14 protein-coding genes are annotated in these 15,792 nt (G+C 59.4%); 4 read left to right on the top strand and 10 right to left on the bottom strand.

Going from position 1 to position 15,792, the window contains the following annotated elements; genetic code table 11:
* Nucleotides 1-57 precede the first annotated feature (57 nt).
* The 6 genes from BN3002_RS10875 to tig all read right to left on the bottom strand — a co-directional run bounded on the left by BN3002_RS10875 (nt 58) and on the right by tig (nt 5,398).
* Nucleotides 58-474: a PLD nuclease N-terminal domain-containing protein gene (locus BN3002_RS10875; RefSeq protein WP_058236361.1), complete on the bottom strand. Its 417-nt coding sequence runs from the start codon at nt 472-474 to the stop codon at nt 58-60.
* A 113-nt stretch (nt 475-587) separates the two neighbouring features.
* Nucleotides 588-932 (bottom strand): chorismate mutase, encoded by a 345-nt coding sequence (locus tag BN3002_RS01910; RefSeq protein WP_058236360.1) that lies wholly within the window; start codon nt 930-932, stop codon nt 588-590.
* Nucleotides 933-1,021: 89 nt separating this feature from the next.
* Nucleotides 1,022-2,275: an ATP-dependent Clp protease ATP-binding subunit ClpX gene (gene clpX / locus BN3002_RS01905; protein WP_058236359.1), complete on the bottom strand. Its 1,254-nt coding sequence runs from the start codon at nt 2,273-2,275 to the stop codon at nt 1,022-1,024.
* A gap of 260 nt (nt 2,276-2,535) precedes the next feature.
* A complete protein-coding gene (locus BN3002_RS01900) occupies nt 2,536-3,183 on the bottom strand; it encodes an ATP-dependent Clp protease proteolytic subunit (RefSeq protein WP_058236358.1) in 648 nt (215 codons plus the stop codon).
* Nucleotide 3,184: 1 nt separating this feature from the next.
* Nucleotides 3,185-3,817, bottom strand: a complete 633-nt coding sequence (locus BN3002_RS01895) for an ATP-dependent Clp protease proteolytic subunit (RefSeq protein WP_285014476.1) — start codon at nt 3,815-3,817, stop codon at nt 3,185-3,187.
* Between the two features lie 204 nt (nt 3,818-4,021).
* Nucleotides 4,022-5,398 (bottom strand): trigger factor, encoded by a 1,377-nt coding sequence (gene tig, locus BN3002_RS01890; protein WP_058236357.1) that lies wholly within the window; start codon nt 5,396-5,398, stop codon nt 4,022-4,024.
* 188 nt (nt 5,399-5,586) lie between these two features.
* On the opposite strand from tig, the gene BN3002_RS01885 reads away from it, so the two are divergent.
* The 4 genes from BN3002_RS01885 (at nt 5,587) to BN3002_RS01870 (ending at nt 11,824) form a co-directional block, all read left to right on the top strand.
* Complete coding sequence (locus BN3002_RS01885; RefSeq protein WP_058236356.1) at nt 5,587-6,987, top strand: MBL fold metallo-hydrolase RNA specificity domain-containing protein; 1,401 nt, start codon at nt 5,587-5,589, stop codon at nt 6,985-6,987.
* A gap of 268 nt (nt 6,988-7,255) precedes the next feature.
* Nucleotides 7,256-8,983, top strand: a complete 1,728-nt coding sequence (locus BN3002_RS01880) for an SLC13 family permease (RefSeq protein WP_058236355.1) — start codon at nt 7,256-7,258, stop codon at nt 8,981-8,983.
* A 125-nt stretch (nt 8,984-9,108) separates the two neighbouring features.
* Nucleotides 9,109-10,743, top strand: coding sequence for an MFS transporter (locus BN3002_RS01875; protein WP_058236354.1), 1,635 nt, complete (start codon nt 9,109-9,111; stop codon nt 10,741-10,743).
* A 154-nt stretch (nt 10,744-10,897) separates the two neighbouring features.
* Nucleotides 10,898-11,824, top strand: coding sequence for a diacylglycerol kinase family protein (locus BN3002_RS01870; RefSeq protein ID WP_058236353.1), 927 nt, complete (start codon nt 10,898-10,900; stop codon nt 11,822-11,824).
* A 134-nt stretch (nt 11,825-11,958) separates the two neighbouring features.
* Here the strand turns inward: BN3002_RS01870 and BN3002_RS01865 are convergent, their stop codons facing one another.
* The 4 genes from BN3002_RS01865 to BN3002_RS01850 all read right to left on the bottom strand — a co-directional run bounded on the left by BN3002_RS01865 (nt 11,959) and on the right by BN3002_RS01850 (nt 15,772).
* Nucleotides 11,959-13,011 carry a zinc-binding dehydrogenase gene (locus BN3002_RS01865; protein ID WP_058236352.1) on the bottom strand — a complete coding sequence of 351 codons (1,053 nt, stop codon included), beginning with the start codon at nt 13,009-13,011 and terminating at the stop codon, nt 11,959-11,961.
* A gap of 184 nt (nt 13,012-13,195) precedes the next feature.
* The gene (locus tag BN3002_RS01860) at nt 13,196-14,047 is read right to left on the bottom strand and encodes a metal ABC transporter permease (RefSeq protein WP_058236351.1); all 852 of its coding nucleotides are present in this window, start codon (nt 14,045-14,047) and stop codon (nt 13,196-13,198) included.
* On the bottom strand, nt 14,044-14,985 hold the full coding sequence (locus BN3002_RS01855; protein ID WP_058236350.1) for a metal ABC transporter permease: 942 nt from the start codon (nt 14,983-14,985) through the stop codon (nt 14,044-14,046). The genes BN3002_RS01860 and BN3002_RS01855 overlap by 4 nt, the downstream gene beginning before the upstream one ends.
* Nucleotides 14,975-15,772 (bottom strand): metal ABC transporter ATP-binding protein, encoded by a 798-nt coding sequence (locus BN3002_RS01850; RefSeq protein ID WP_058236349.1) that lies wholly within the window; start codon nt 15,770-15,772, stop codon nt 14,975-14,977. Before BN3002_RS01850 ends, BN3002_RS01855 begins: the two co-directional genes overlap by 11 nt.
* Between the last annotated feature and the right edge of the window lie 20 nt (nt 15,773-15,792).

The following is a 15,792-nucleotide window of genomic DNA, read 5'->3' as shown; positions in this document are numbered from 1 at the left end:
AATGCGGCAGATATCGCTGAGGATATCTGCCGCCTTGCGCGTTCCTGGTGCCGCGGATTAGGACACGGACATGGAGGCGCTCGCTGCTACTATCGCAACAATGATGATCCATATGATCATGAGAACAACGAACACGATCAGTGCTGCAAGGAAGCCGTTACGCGACATGCGCGAATCGTTCGGACGCTGATCCTTCCAGACCAACCACAAAACCAGGCCGACAATCGGGACGAAGAATCCCAGGACCGCCCATCCGATGCTGCCGGTGTCCACAGGATTTGCTCCCTGCTGATACTGGCTCGCCTGCTGGTACTGCCCCGGCTGGCCGTATGGCGATGGCTGTCCAGCCTGGTACTGCTGAGACTGGGATCCGTACGCATCGGAGCCGGACGAATTGTACTGATTCTCCTGCCCATAATTAGGGTTATCCTGCCCATAATTAGGGGGAGTATTGGTGTTTTGGCTCATTGCCATTGCCCTCATATCCTCGAAAGTGTATGACGTGATTACAGTTCTGACGAACTATCTCTATGATACGGTCACTGGCCCCACTTTGTGAACGATGTCATTTACGTGTTACGCCCCGTTCACTCCTCGTTTCCAAAATTGCGCTTGATGTGTTCATGATGTCGGATAACCTCGCGCACCATAAAGGCCAGGAACTTCTCCGCAAAGTCCGGATCCAGCCCGCTTTCTTCCGCCAAACGCCGCAATCGCGCCACTTGCCGCGCCTCACGCGCCCGATCTTCAGGCGGCATATCGTGCTCCGCCTTGATGAACCCTACGCGCTTCGTGCAGCGAAACCGCTCCGCCAGGATGTGGATGAGCGCAGCATCAATATTGTCGATCGTTTCGCGTGCCTGGCTGAGTTCTACAGGAATAGCGGGCTGCGTGCCGGCACTGGCGGCACTCGGGTCAGATGTTTGGTTCATATCAGCACTCCCCTCGTTGTCTTACGTGCTGCGTCGTCTTCGACGCGTGCATGTCTTCCTGCCGGGCACACCCGCTCCGGCAAACGCGGCTACGCGCTTTGAGTCTTCGCCTCACCAGGGGCATACAGTTCCGCGTCCCCCTCGCCGGTGACGACATCGCGGGTAATGACGACGGTGCCGACATCGTCGCGACTGGGTAGTTCAAACATCAGGTCGGACAGCGTCTTTTCCATAATGGTGGACAGGCCGCGCGCGCCCGTACCTCGCCTGTTGGCTTCAGAGGCGATCTCCATCAGCGCGTCCTCGGTAAATTCCAGCGTCATGTCGTCCAGCTCAAACAGGTGCTGGTACTGGGCGACGAGGCATGCCTGCGGCTCGGTGAGGACGCGAACCAGGTCCTGCTCGGTGAGCAGTTTCGTTGAGGTGAGGATCGGGAGCCTGCCGATAAATTCCGGAATCATGCCGAACTTGTGCAGATCTTCGGGCGTGACTGATTCGTAAATGTCACCCATTTCGGAAGAGGATTTCAGTGACGAGGCAAAACCTGTGGAGCGCTGTCCAAGGCGCGCCCGCACGATCTCCTCGATACCGGCAAATGCGCCGGCCGCGATGAACAGAATGCCGGATGTGTCGATTTCGAGGAACTGCTGGTGCGGATGCTTGCGACCGCCTTGAGGCGGGACGGATGCGACGGTCCCTTCAATAATCTTGAGCAGTGCCTGTTGGACGCCCTCGCCCGATACGTCTCGCGTGATCGACGCGTTTTCGCCCTTGCGGCCAATCTTGTCGATCTCGTCAATGTAGATGATGCCGCGTTCAGCCTTCTTGATGTCGCCGTCGGCTTCCTGGATAAGTTTGAGCAGGATGTTTTCAACGTCCTCGCCCACATACCCTGCCTCCGTCAGCGCAGTGGCATCCACAATCACGAACGGAACGTGCAGCATGCGGGCAAGTGATCGGGCCAGGTGGGTTTTCCCGGTTCCGGTTGGACCCAGCATAAGAATATTGGACTTGGTGCCCTGCATATCCTCATCGTTTCCGGCTTCCCTGGAGCGCACGCGCTTGTAGTGGTTGTAGACTGCTACGGATAGTGCACGCTTGGCGCGGTCCTGACCGATGACCCACGAGTCAAGGAAGTCGAAGATTTCGCGCGGTTTGGGTAGCGGGGTCTGCGTGGGCGCGCTGTCAGTCTGCAGCTCTTCTTCGATGATTTCGTTGCACAGTTCGATGCACTCGTTGCAGATGTACACACCGGAGCCGCCGATCAGCTTGCGCACTTGTTTTTGTGTCTTGCCGCAGAACGAACACTTGAGCAGTTCTGCCCCATCCGTCAACCGTGCCATGACGCGCCTCCCATTCGATCCGCACACCTCCATGCGCGTGTTTCTAGCCTAATGGAGCCATCCGCAGTGGGCGAACCGGCGCGCGTGGGAACGCCCTCGCCAATCATGTGAGGTTTCCCGGTCGGGTGTCACATGATTGACGAGGGCGACTTGTTCACGAACAACTCGGCGCGCTGGACAAAGTGACTGGCACCACCTGCTGATACATGCGAGCAGCACCGCGCGTACCTGAGCCAGCGATACTACGCGCCGGCGATCAGTTACTGGGCTTTGCGCGGCTCGAGCACCTGGTCGATCAGACCGTACTCGCGGGCCTGCTCAGCAGTGAGGATCTTGTCGCGTTCAATGTCGCGGCGTACCTGCTCCGAACTGACGCCTGAATGCTTCGACAGGGTGTCTTCGAGCCACTTGCGCATGCGGTCAATCTCATCGGCCACGATCTCGATGTCCGAGGCCTGACCGTGCATGCCTTCCATCGCAGGCTGGTGAATCAGGATACGAGCGTTCGGCAGTGCGAGTCGGCGTTCGGGCGCGCCCGCGGCCAGCAACACGGCGGCAGCCGAGGCGGCCTGCCCCAGGCACACGGTCTGGATCTGAGGCTTGACGTACTGCATGGTGTCGTAGATGGCGGTCATCGCAGTGAACGAGCCGCCGGGGCTGTTGATGTACATCGTGATCATTGAATCGGGATCCTGAGACTCCAGCACGAGCAGCTGAGCCATCACATCGTCAGCCGACGAATCGTCAACCTGAACTCCGAGGAACACGATGCGGTCCTCGAACAGTTTGGCGTACGGATCCTGGCGCTTGTACCCGTAGGCGGTGCGCTCCTCGAAGGTGGGCAACACGTAGCGGGCCTGCGGCATCTGACGGGCCATTGCGTCAAAGTAAGGAGCAGTGCTGGACATATCAGTTCTCTCCGTTCTGCGCGTCGTTGGCACGGTGGCCGATCTCCTGCGGTGTGGAGACGATCTTGTCGGCAAATCCGTATTCGATTGCTTCCTGAGCGCTGAACCAGTGGTCGCGGTCGGAATCCGCAAGGATCTGCTCGACGGACTTACCGGTGCGCTCAGCGGTGATTTCCGCCAGTTCGCGCTTCATCTTGAGAATCAGTTCGGCGTTGATGCGAATGTCGGTGGCCGAACCACCGGCCCCGCCTGAGGGCTGGTGCATGAGGACACGCGTGTGCGGGGTGATGAAACGCTTGCCGGGTGCGCCTGCGGTGAGCAGGAACTGCCCCATGGACGCTGCAAGACCCATGGCCACGGTGACAACATCCGGCTTGACGTACTGCATGGTGTCGTAGATGGCCATGCCGCCGGTGACCGAGCCGCCGGGGCTGTTGATGTACAGGTAGATGTCGCGGTCGGGATCTTCAGCAGCCAGAAGCAGCATCTGCGCGCAGATTGCGTTCGCATTTTCGTCTTCCACTGCACTTCCCAGCCAGATAATGCGTTCCTTGAGCAGACGCTGGTAGACAGCATCTCCGAACGAGCCTTGAGGCTGCGCGCCGTCGGCGCCTCTCACGCGCTGTTCACTCACTTGACGTCCTTCCATCGGGCATTTTTCATCACTGATGTCCAACCTACCGGTTTCGCACTGTGCCGTCGGCCTGGATTGGCACTTTTCGCTGACGGCGCACGTTCACGCGCACTCATGCACGCTCTTGCTGCTCACCTCATGCAGGCGGGGCAGGACCGTTTTCTGGTTCCTGCCCCGCGTGTGAGTGATTGATCAGCTACGCGATCACTTCTCGTCAGCTTCTGCTGCCTCTGCGTCTTCAGTCTCGGCTGCATCGTCGGCCTCAGCTGCATCCTCAGCCGCTTCGTCAGCGCCTTCGGCTGCATCATCGCTAGCTTCTTCATCACCAAAGAACTCAGTCAGGTCGATGGCCTGGCCGTTTGTGTCCTTCACGGTGACCAGACGCAGGGCCTCGATGATGGCCTTGGTGCGGGTCAGTCGTGCAACCACGGTCTGGACTTCCTCGGGCGAAGAGATCAGCTGGTTGATGTCGATGCCGTAGGTCTGCGACATCTGCATCAGGTAGTCGATCAGTTCGCGTTGGGAAACCTGGACTTCCAGTTTCTTGGCCAGTTCGTCGGAGAGGATGTCGCGACGGAACTCGAGTTCGAGCTCTTCGCGGGCTTCCTTCTTCTTCTTGGCGGTGGGCTTGTCACCCAGCTGCTGCTTGACAGCCTCGTCGATGACGGATTCAGGCAGGAGGATTTCCACCTTGTCCAGCAGTGCATCGACCAGACGGTCGCGTGCGTCCAGCGCCTGCTGAGAACGCTTGGTCTGCTCAGCCTGCTTCTTCATGTCCTCCATGAGTTCGTCAGCAGTGTCGAATTCGGATGCCATCTGGGCGAATTCGTCATCAACCTTCGGCATTTCGCGCATCTTCACGGAGTGAACGTGCAGGACAACTTCCGCCTCTTCACCGGCATGATCTCCACCCTTGAGCTTGGACGTGAAGGTCACGTCGTCACCCGAGTGCGTGCCGCGCAGAGCCTTGTCCTGGCCATCCAGCATCGTGCCGGAACCGATTTCGTAGGAAACCTCGGACACCGAATCCACCTCTTCACCGTCGACCGTTGCAGTCAGGTCGATGGTGACGAAGTCGCCGGTCTTAGCCTGGCGCTTGACGGACTTCAGCGTGGCGAAACGTGCGCGCAGGCGGTCCAGCTCGGTCTGCACGTCTTCGTCGGTGACATCCGCCGGGTCAACCTCAACGGTCATGTCATCGGTAATTTCGGGCACTTCGAAGGCGGGAACGATGTCGACCTCGCCGGTGAAGACGAGCTTGCCGCTGATCGGGCCGCTGGTCGCCGGAATTTCGGTGACTTCGATGCTGGGTTGAGCCATGGGGCGCAGTTCGTTTTCCACGACCGCCTGCGAGTACAGGCGAGGCAAAACCTCGTTGACTGCCTGTTCGATGATGGCGGCACGACCAAATCGCTGATCGATAATGCGCGGCGGAACGTGTCCCTTACGGAAACCGGGGATATTCGCCTGCTTCGAAATTTCCTTGTATGCCTTGTCCATCTGAGGCTTGATTTCTTCATGGTCGGCCTCAACGGTCAAGCGCACCTTGGTGGGCTCGAGGGTCTCAACAGTGCTCTTCACGTGTGTGCACTCCAACGTCTTGTTTCGATTTCAGCCCGTATTTCGGGCACATGACAACCCCTCGATTCTACGACAAGTCCCAGGCGTTGTCTGCAAGGGATCCGTCATATGTGGGATGAATCTACCGAATGTGCGACACGCACCACTGAACGTCCCCATCGCAACGTAATCTGCGTCACAGTAAAGGTATGGCTCCAACGACCTTAACTTTCGTGGGCGCAGCTGGAACCGTGACCGGTTCCAAGCATCTTCTAACCGTTGACTCCCCACGAGGCGAGCGACGGATTCTCATCGATTCAGGCCTGTATCAGGGCGAGAAAAAACTCCGCCGCAAGAACTGGTCTGATTTTCCAGTCCCGGCCGATTCCATTTCGGACATTCTCCTCACTCACGCACACCTGGATCACGTGGGATATTTGCCACGCCTGGTCAAGCAGGGCTTCAGCGGCACCATCTGGGCCACACCGTCCACCATCGACCTGGCACATATCGTTCTGCGAGATTCTGCCTACCTGCAGGAACGCGACGCCGAGCATGCACGCACCTACGGGTATTCCAAGCACCGCCGGCCGTTACCGCTGTATACGGTCAACGACGTTGAGGACACGCTGCCACTGATGCGAGCTGTCGATTTCGACGCTGACATTGACGTGGGCGGGCAGGTCAGTGCGCACTGGACGCGCGCCGGCCACATCCTCGGCTCAGCTTCGATCCGCGTCCACACACCTGGCGGTGACGCGCTGTTTTCCGGTGACCTGGGCCGACCCACGCACCCCGTTCTGCGCTCGCGAGAAATTCCCGAGGGTGCCCCGACGGTTCTGCTCGAATCAACATATGGAGATCGTGAACACTTTGAAGCTGATCCAGGACACGAAAAGCACGAAGTGTTCCGTGACGCCATCTGCCGAACCATCGATCGCGGCGGCTCCGTTCTGGTTCCAGCGTTCGCCGTCGACCGCACTGAAGTAGTGCTGAAAGTACTTTCCGACATGGTCGCTGCCGGCCAGATCCCCTCGGTGCCAATCTACGTGGACTCCCCCATGGCGCTGGCGTCCCTGCGCCTCTACCAGGCTGTCAGTGCGCGCGGCGAACTCAATGATGAAGTGGGAGGCCTGAAGCTGAGCAACCTGAATCTCATTGAGGTGCGAGACCAGGAACAGTCGCAAAAACTCAACGATCCTAAGGAGCCTTCCATCATTGTGTCGGCCTCCGGCATGCTCACCGGCGGCCGCGTCCTGCACCATATCGAGCACATGCTCCCCCAGGCGATTCATACCGTCGTGTTGACCGGCTATCAGGCGGTAGGCACACGTGGGCGCGCGCTCCTGGACGGCGCACGCGAACTGAAAATGCATGGCGCGTGGGTGAGCGTGCAGGCCGAGGTGATTCGCGACGAGGAATTCTCCGTACACGCAGATTGCTCGGAGCTGGTGGACTGGGTACGCGATCTGGTGCCTCAGCCTCGTTCAGTGTGGTGCGTGCATGGCGAAGAAAAGGCTGCGCAGGCGTTAGTCGAATCGCTCGATCAGGAGCTGGGTGTACGCGCCCGGGTGGCCGTCCCGGAGAAGACCATCGAGTTGAAGAAGTGACATAGCGTCCACTCCCCCTCTTCTCAGCCGGCCAGAATCGACCGGAACAGAACACGGTTATTTTCTGCTTTTGTGTCCTTTTCGTAACTTTTCTTGTCGCAATTTCCTGACACACGTCGCGGCGCGCCATACAATAATGTCTGCGACTAAAGTCCTATATGCGCCACAGTGCATACAGGCGGCGGACCGACGATGGTACGCCGCGTCGCACATCTGTCCTGGGATTCTCCGTCGAGGCGACGCGTCCTCTGTGTCACGAAAGGTCACCATGAGTATTCCTACCCTTCACACATCGTCATCGCATGCAGCAGCTGATGACTACGTAGCGCCATCACGTACCGTCCACCTTGTGCGCGTGGCGGGCCTGCTGGGAGGTCCACTTCTGGCCGTACTGGTGTACTTCATCATGCCCGACAATGCTGCCGACATCGCAGCACAGGGCCTTTCTGACGAAAAGCTCAGCACCATGAATCTTGACGGCCTGCCCATCGTGGCCGCGGTCGCGATCCTCATGGGCATCTGGTGGATGACCGAAGCCATCCCGCTCGCCGCCACTGCTCTGATTCCAATGGTCGTCTTCCCTGCCCTACAGGTCGATTCTTTTTCCGGAACAGCCGGACCGTACGCCTCGGACACGATCTACCTGTTCATGGGCGGATTCATCCTGGCGCTCGCCATGCAGCGCTGGAACCTGCACCGACGTATCGCGCTGACCGTGGTCAACATGGTCGGGACGAAACCTCGCCAACTGGTCGCAGGATTCATGATCGCGACTGGTTTCCTGTCAATGTGGGTGTCCAACACCGCGACCGCCGTCATGATGCTGCCCATCGGCATGTCGGTGCTGCAGCTCGTCTCCCAGCTCGAAGGTTCCCGCCAGGCAGATTCTGAGGATCTACCCGCCGACGCTGAATCAGTGTCCGGCACAGCTCGCGACGCCACAAAAGGTGGCGTCGTGGCAGCAATCGTTCAAAAAGGCAAAGATGCCTCGGAAACGATCAGTAAGCAGACGCAGCTATATCACTCGAAGTTCGCCATTTCCCTCATGCTCGGCATCGCCTATTCCGCTTCGATCGGCTCACTGGGAACCATCATCGGCACTCCGCCCAACTCGCTCCTGGTGGCATACCTGAAGGAAAACCACGATATTTCGATCGGTTTCGGACAGTGGATGCTGGTAGGTGTCCCACTGGCGGTGACGTTCCTGGCGATCGGATGGTTCCTGCTGACATATGTTCTGTTCCCACCGGAAATCTCGGAAATCCCCGGAGGTAAGAAGCTCATTCGCAGTGAACTGAAGAAGCTCGGCCCGATGGGCAGCGGCGAGTTACTCGTCGGCATCCTCTTCGTGGCCGCCGCCATCTTGTGGGTGTTCCTGCCCTTTTTCCTGAAGTTTTTCGGCATTCAGATCAAGGGGATCGACACCATTATCGGCATGGGGATCTCCTTGCTGCTCTTCATCATTCCGGCAGACCCGAAGCGAGGGGTGCGTTTGATGAACTGGGAGTCAATGAAGGACCTACCCTGGGATATCATCCTGCTGTTCGGCGGCGGTCTGGCTCTGTCTGGCCAGTTCTCTCACACGGGCCTGTCAAACTGGGTGGGCCACTCAGTTGAGCAGTTGCGCACCCTGCCCATCATCGTGATTTTGTTCGCGATCACGGCGCTCGTCCTGGCTCTGACGGAGCTCACCTCCAACACCGCAACTGCTGCCGCGTTCCTGCCGATTATCGGCGGCGTCGCCATCGGCCTTGGGTACGGCGATATGAACATCCTGCTCTTCGTGATCCCGGCTGCGTTGGCTGCCACGTGTGCGTTCATGCTCCCGGTCGCCACGCCTCCAAACGCCATCGCGTACGGGTCGGGTTACGTGCGCATCGTCGACATGATCAAGGCAGGTTTCTGGTTTAACGTCGTCGGCATCTTCCTGGTGATGGGCACCGTACTGGCTCTGGCGGTCCCGATCTTTGGTCTAGCTTTAACGCCTTCCGTGTAGCACTCCGGTCGCCCTCGGCAATCACGATGAACGAGGGCGACCGCGGCGCCGTGTCGAAACTCCAGCTTGAATCATCGGGCGGATGACCGCGCGCCACTTTAATGACAGTGTGTCATAATCGTGGCATGACACCGACTTCCCGGAAAAGTACATCCACTGCGCCATCTCGGTCATCAACACTGGCGCACCCCTGGATCGCACTCGTTTTCCTGTCTCTGGCACTGTCACTGATCGTTATGGACGGCACCATCATCAACGTGTCTTTGCCGACAATCATGCGTGACCTTGAGCTCACATTCACGCAGGCTCAATGGCTGACAACGAGCTACGCCCTGATCTTCTCAGCGCTGCTGATCACCGTGGGACGTCTGGCCGATAACTGGGGACGACGCAACATCCTTCTGGCAGGGATCGCCATCTTTGTTATCGCATCAATCATTGCCGGCACGGCGCGCACTTTCACTCCCCTGCTCATCGCACGTTTCCTGCAGGGCACCGGAGCGGCGGCCGTTTCTCCAACAACGCTCTCAACTGTCAACGCGACGTTTACAGGCAAAAGGCGCATGATTGCCTTCGCCGTGTGGGGGTCAGTTATTTCAGGGATGGCCGCTGTTGGTCCTCTGCTGGGTGGCTGGATCACGACGAACACCACCTGGCCGTGGATTTTCCTGATCAATGTTCCGATCGGCATCATCGTTGCGCTCGGCTGCATTTTCTTCGTGCCCAACACTTACGGAGAACGCTCCGAACACGGTTTCGACGCGGGCGGGTTTATCACCTCGTCAATCGGTTTCGCCGCTCTGGTCTACGCACTGATTCAGGGGCGTGACCTGGGCTGGTGGAAGCCGATCAATGAGGACTGGGCGTCATGGCCACTCTCGCCTGTGCCGCTGGCAGCTGCTCTGGCCGCCGTCCTGCTCGGCTTTTTCATCTGGTGGGAACGGCGACAGCTGCGAGTGGACGGGCCGCACCTGCTGAATCTGAATCTTTTCAAGCTCCGAAGCTTTTCTGCAGGGAACGTGGCCGCTGCGGCAATTTCAGTGGGAGAATTCGGTCTGCTCTTCGCGTTGCCTTTGTACCTTCAGAACGTCCGCATGCTCACACCACTCCAATCAGGCGGTGTCCTGGCTGCAATGGCTGCAGGCGCCTTTATCGCAGGTGGCTCAGCATCCCCACTGGGGCGTCTCTTTTCTGCAACGTGGGTGGCGCGCGCCGGACTGGCCATAGAATCCATTGCCGTATTCAGCCTGGCGATCAGCCTGACAGCCCACACGCCCATCGCAGTTATCGTCACAGCACTGGTTGCCTACGGTTTTGGTCTGGGGCTGGCGTCAGCGCAACTCACATCCGTCATTCTGGTTGATGTGCCACCCAGCACGTCGGGGCAGGCATCCGCCACCCAGTCCACGACACGTCAGGTCGGTACAGCGTTGGGAATTGCTCTGGTTGCAACGTTCCTGGCTGCGTCAGTGAATTCACAGGTACAGGGAAGCCTCGACGATGTGCCGCTGCCCGAGCAGGCACGTCACGGCATCGAAGCGTCTGTCGCACCTTCAGCTGGCGCTTCCATTCGGGCGCTGACTGACTCGGACGGTTCAGAAGGCGTTCCAGCGGAACTGACCGATCAGGTGATCGACAAACTGTCGGAGGCTTTCAGCGTCGGAACGTCGCGCGCAATGGGAGTGGCCGGCGCAGCCCTCGGACTGGGATGTGCACTGACGTTCTTCCTGCCTGGCGCCCGCAAGCCCTCAGGCGAATAGGGCACGTGGCACGGGGGGTTACCTCGCGTCACACGGCGGCGTTTCTGCAGATACTTGTTCGACACGCCCGCTTAAATCGCTACACTATATCAATTGCATCCCATCTGACAGCGACGATCGCTGTGGCGTAGAACAAGAAATGAACGGAGTATGTATGACCGATCCCAATTCACGGCCACAGAGCCCGATTCGTCGGATCGCACTGATTACAAACCCCGTTGCAGGTTTGGGATCGTCGATGGATGCGGCACGGCGCGCCACTGAGTTTCTGGCCAATCGCGGCATCGATGTGGTCTCCATTGCCAGCTACCTGCCACTGACGACGAGCCTGCGCACTCGCGAATTTGTCGCTGACCCAACCATTGACGCGATTGTGGTGTGCGGCGGAGACGGGCTGATCAACCTTGCATTGCAGGAGGTGGTCGGCACAGGCAAACTCTTCGGTGTCATACCGGCTGGCACCGGTAACGACCTGGCACGCGAATATTCCATTCCTTTCGATCCCAGAGCAGCCGCATCACTCATTGTGGACGGCCACCACGACAGCGTTGATGTGGGCCTCATGAGCCACGCGAACGGGGAAGAACGCTACTTTGCAACAATTATGTGCGCGGGCGTGGATTCAATGATTAACGATCGTGCCAACCAGATCAGATGGCCGAAGGGTAATTCACGCTACCTGCTGGCACTGGGCATCGAGTTCGCACGCCTACGCCCCCTGCGCACAACGATCCGCATCGACGGCAAAGGCACACATCACGTCCCGACAATTCTCAACGCCATTGCCATTACCAAGACGTATGGCGGCGGCATCATGATGTGTCCGCATGCTGACCCCCGCGACGGCCTGCTGTCGATCAGCCTGGTGGAAACGCTCAATCGCCTCGAAGCGATCAGCAAAGTTCCGAAGACCTTCCTGCACCGCCTGGAGGAGGTACCGGAGGTCCACATGTACCGTGCCCACAGTGTTGACATCGAAGTCAGCGGCCTCGATGCATTTGCTGACGGCGAGCGTCTCATGCCCATGCCTTTGCACATCGAATGCGTGCCGCGCGCCCTCAACTTGATCATGGCGAGGTAGAGCGGCGCACGCAAGTCGCCCTCGCTCATTGTGACGAACGAGGGCGACTGTGGCAGATCAGTGAGTTTGCGTCGAATCGGTGGGGCTGGCTCACTATGCTGCTGCAGACCAACGGCCAGCCACCGAGAGGCACCCTAGCTTTCAGCCCACGGATCGACGACTATACGGATCGGGTTACCTGTCTTATTGCGCATGATGTCCAGGCCTTCTTCCAGATTCTCCAGCGAGATGATCTGAGAGACCGATTCGGACAGATCCAGTCGCCCAGCCTTGACGAGTTCAGCAAGCAGGAAGATGTCCACTACTTCGTAGCCCAGGTGTCCTATGGCCTGACGGCGCTTGACGCCAAAATCGTACAGGCTTCCGCCGTGGAATTCCTGGCGTGACAGCCCGACCAGCACGGCGCGCCCCCTGTAGTCCAGTGACTGCACTGCCTGCTCGAAGGTCACCTGAAGACCGGCAGCGTCGAACGCAACGTCAATCATGCGCCCACCCGTCGCTTTCTTGATCTTGTCCATCAGCTCGGGGTCGTCGGATCGGAACGTGAAGTCAGCGCCCAGACGTTTGGCTCGATCAAACACACCCTCGTTGATGTCGATACCAATGACAGGGTACGCACCCGCCAGCCGGGACAGCTGGACGATGTGGGTTCCGACTCCACCCAATCCCCACACGGCAACGGCGTTGCCCATCGAGACCTTGCCGGTGTGCTTGACTGCTCCGAACGGGGTTGCCACAGCATCAGCGAGGATCGCGGCCTGTTCCATCGGCACACCATCGGGCACGCGGGTGAGTCCTTCAGCGTTGGCCACTGTGTACTGCGCCCATGCACCGTCATAGTCAAATGCCATAACGCGCAGGTTTTGGCATGAGCCTCGGTTACCTCGGCGGCATTCGCGACACTTCAGGCAGGGCATACCCGACTGCGGGATGACCTTGTCGCCGATCTCCCAGCCCTGCACATTCGATCCCATCTCTGCGATGGTGCCCGAGCACTCGTGGCCCTGCGTGATTTCCGGCATTTTCATGGGAAAATCACTGTCGATCAGCGCCATATCCGAATGGCAGATTCCACAGTAGGCAACTTTGATGAGGACCTGGTTCGGACCGGGTTTGGGAATCGGAATATCCTCGATCGTTACGGTGCGATCTGAATGCAGACGCTGGGCGCGCATCGTGCTTTCCATTGCTCTCTCCTTTTTGCGCGCAGCGCCGTGCCCTCGTGCGCATAAAAAGACAGGCGTCTGTGCCTGCAGATGCGTTGACAAGGTTGTCGCCAAAGCTCACACGACGTCACGCGGACATTATGTAGGAGGATTTCTCCTATGAGCACAGACTAACCCATGACCTGCGGTTATTGGGTCTTTTGGCCTATATCGCAGATGCGAGTTTCGACGAAGCGATGCGTGAGCCTGCCTCGACAATAACGAAGAAGCCTCCTGCAACCAACGCGATCGTGCCGCCTGCTGACAGGCCACACACGACCGCAAGCCCCAGTCCAACTACGGCAATAATGGTAGACGCGAGCGTGGACAGTGCGACGAAACGCGGCGTCGATGCGACGCGCCCCTTCAAGACGGTGGGTGCGGCGGCGATTAAGGAGATTGACACGACGGTGCCGACCGCCGGAATAATGACCGTCACCGTCGCGATAATCAGACCCAGGGTAATCAGGCGCATCAGGTCAGGCCGCCCTCCGCTGGCTCGGTAGTTCACCGCGTCGAAGCTGACTGCTACCAGCCGCCCGCCCATCAACGCCCACACTCCCCCAGCGACAATAAGGACGAGGGCGGCCGCGATAACGTCGATGCGCGTACATGCCAGCAGGGATCCTGTCAGGAAGCCATCGATTCGCAGCGGCAGGGGCGCGAACCACTTATTGAGGAAGTAGCCAGAGGCAAACCCCACGGTGAGCGTGATTCCGGCGGCCGCCTGCGAGGAAATTCCTTTCAGGGCCGATACGCCATGCATCAACAGCGCGAGGACGAGTGAGGCCAGGCCAGCACCGATGAACAGTCCCAGAGACAAAGCCTCATGGCTGCTCGAGACCAGCGCCGCGCCGACCACGCCGATGACGGCGCCCGGGAACGCGGCATGGGTGATTGATTCAGTGAAGAAGATGCGCTGGCTGAGTACGGCGAGGGATCCGACCAGGCCGCACAGAGCTCCCACAACGATTGCTTCAACCAGCGGCAGGGCGATGATGGTCCACATCGAGATCATGGGCGCACTCCCTGAATCGGGTGGGCGACAGGCTGCGTCGCGTGCCCGGTGTCCAGTGCGCGCACGCACATGCGGTACAACGTGCGCACAGCCAGTACCAGCCCGAACATGGCACACACACTGAGCGAGACAGCAGCCTGCGGTGAGATTGGGCGCGAAACCGGCAAGTTCATAACATGCATCCCCAGGACCGCCCCGCCGACGCCGACCGCAATCCCCACGGGAATCATCCACCCGACGGTGCGGGCGACCAGTCGAGCGCTGGCCCCAGGGATCACCAGATATCCGATCACCAGCAGGACGCCGATGGCGGAAGCGGCTGATACAACAACGGCGGCGATCGCGGTGTTGAGAACAATGTCGACAAGGAGGGTGTTGACTCCCAGAACCGGAGCGGTATCGCGGTCGAAGGCGGTGATTACCTGGCCGCGCCACGTCAGGGCGACGATCACGATGGCGAGCAGGCAGAAGAGGACGGACTGCGCCAGGCGCGCATCGGTCACGTCCAGCAGTCGGCCGAACATGAGCGCTTCCAGCTGGCCGGACATGTCGCCTTTTTTCAGCGAGATCACCACGCCCAGTGCGAAGAAGGTCGTCAGAATCGTTGCGGTGGATCCCTCGGAAATGTGGCTGCGCTGCCCGGCCCACACCAGTGCTGCGATGACTGCGCATGCACATAGCGCAGCTCCGGGCGCGATCATGTCGATGCCGCCATAAAGGGCACCTACTACGATGCCAGGGAAGACGCCGTGAACCAGTGCTTCTGCGTTGAACTCCGCACACCGCACGTTGACCAGCACGCCGACCACTCCGCTGGCGCAGGCCAGGATAATCAGCAAGACAAATGGCCTGAACGTGTACGGAGCTGACGCAATAAATCCCCATCCAGGTAGTGGCTGCAGAAACTGCCGTAGACCTTCAAGCCATTCAGCCCACATGCTCGGACTCCTGTGTCGCTATGTGCGCGATGCGAGCACGCCGATCAGCGCGGTGTTCCTCTTTACCTGCGCTGGTCGCTGCGAGTTCGACGGGCACCGACCCGCCGTATGCCTTCGCCACCAGCTCCGGTGTCAGTACCTGTGCGATTGGCCCGAATGCCACTTGCCTGCCTGCCAGCAGCAGTGCCCGTTCACAGGTAGCGTCAGCCAAGATGAGGTCATGCGTGGAGATCACGACGGCTACGCCCTGGTTCTTGGCGTTGGTGATGATGGAGAGCAGGGCACGGCGGTTCGGCTCATCCAACCCGTTGAACGGCTCGTCGAGCAGGATCATCGCCGGCTCAGCGACCAGGGCTCGCGCCAACAGGATGCGCTGACGCTGCCCGCCAGACAGGTCACCGAACCGGACGTCTCCACGATCACTCATCCCGACATTGGCGAGGGCGTCCTCGATGCGCTGTTTGCCGGTCGATCCGAGCCGCCCAAACAGTTTCCGCTGACCTCGGTATCCCATCGCAACTACCTGGCGAGCAGTGATGGGGAATGTGGGGTCCAGGTTGAGCTGTTGCGGGACGTATCCCACTGTTGAGCCTGGCGGCACTCGAAGGTGACCGGCGCTGACGCGGACGGATCCGATGATGCCGCGCAGCAGCGTGGTCTTTCCTGACCCGTTCGGCCCGATCAGTGCCAGCGCTTCACCTGCCTGGATGCTGCCATCCACTCCGGTGAGCACTGTCTTATTGCCGTATGCCAGTGAGCAGTTGTCGAATTCGAGTGCCGCGCCCATAGCCTTTCCTTGCTCCGTTG

Origin of the sequence: Actinomyces ihuae (assembly GCF_001457875.1) — a bacterium.
In the GTDB taxonomy this organism is placed as follows: domain Bacteria; phylum Actinomycetota; class Actinomycetes; order Actinomycetales; family Actinomycetaceae; genus Pauljensenia; species Pauljensenia radingae_A.
This window is presented reverse-complemented; position numbering and strand designations above follow the sequence as displayed.

Coding starts and splice junctions, on each gene's coding strand:
- BN3002_RS01880 (WP_058236355.1), top strand. CDS start 7,256: ATGAGTATTCCTACCCTTCACACATCGTCATCGCATGCAGCAGCTGAT.
- BN3002_RS10875 (WP_058236361.1), bottom strand. CDS start 474: ATGGCAATGAGCCAAAACACCAATACTCCCCCTAATTATGGGCAGGAT.
- BN3002_RS01900 (WP_058236358.1), bottom strand. CDS start 3,183: ATGTCCAGCACTGCTCCTTACTTTGACGCAATGGCCCGTCAGATGCCG.
- BN3002_RS01870 (WP_058236353.1), top strand. CDS start 10,898: ATGACCGATCCCAATTCACGGCCACAGAGCCCGATTCGTCGGATCGCA.
- BN3002_RS01860 (WP_058236351.1), bottom strand. CDS start 14,047: ATGATCTCGATGTGGACCATCATCGCCCTGCCGCTGGTTGAAGCAATC.
- BN3002_RS01910 (WP_058236360.1), bottom strand. CDS start 932: ATGAACCAAACATCTGACCCGAGTGCCGCCAGTGCCGGCACGCAGCCC.
- BN3002_RS01885 (WP_058236356.1), top strand. CDS start 5,587: ATGGCTCCAACGACCTTAACTTTCGTGGGCGCAGCTGGAACCGTGACC.
- BN3002_RS01850 (WP_058236349.1), bottom strand. CDS start 15,772: ATGGGCGCGGCACTCGAATTCGACAACTGCTCACTGGCATACGGCAAT.
- BN3002_RS01865 (WP_058236352.1), bottom strand. CDS start 13,011: ATGGAAAGCACGATGCGCGCCCAGCGTCTGCATTCAGATCGCACCGTA.
- clpX (WP_058236359.1), bottom strand. CDS start 2,275: ATGGCACGGTTGACGGATGGGGCAGAACTGCTCAAGTGTTCGTTCTGC.
- BN3002_RS01875 (WP_058236354.1), top strand. CDS start 9,109: ATGACACCGACTTCCCGGAAAAGTACATCCACTGCGCCATCTCGGTCA.
- BN3002_RS01855 (WP_058236350.1), bottom strand. CDS start 14,985: ATGTGGGCTGAATGGCTTGAAGGTCTACGGCAGTTTCTGCAGCCACTA.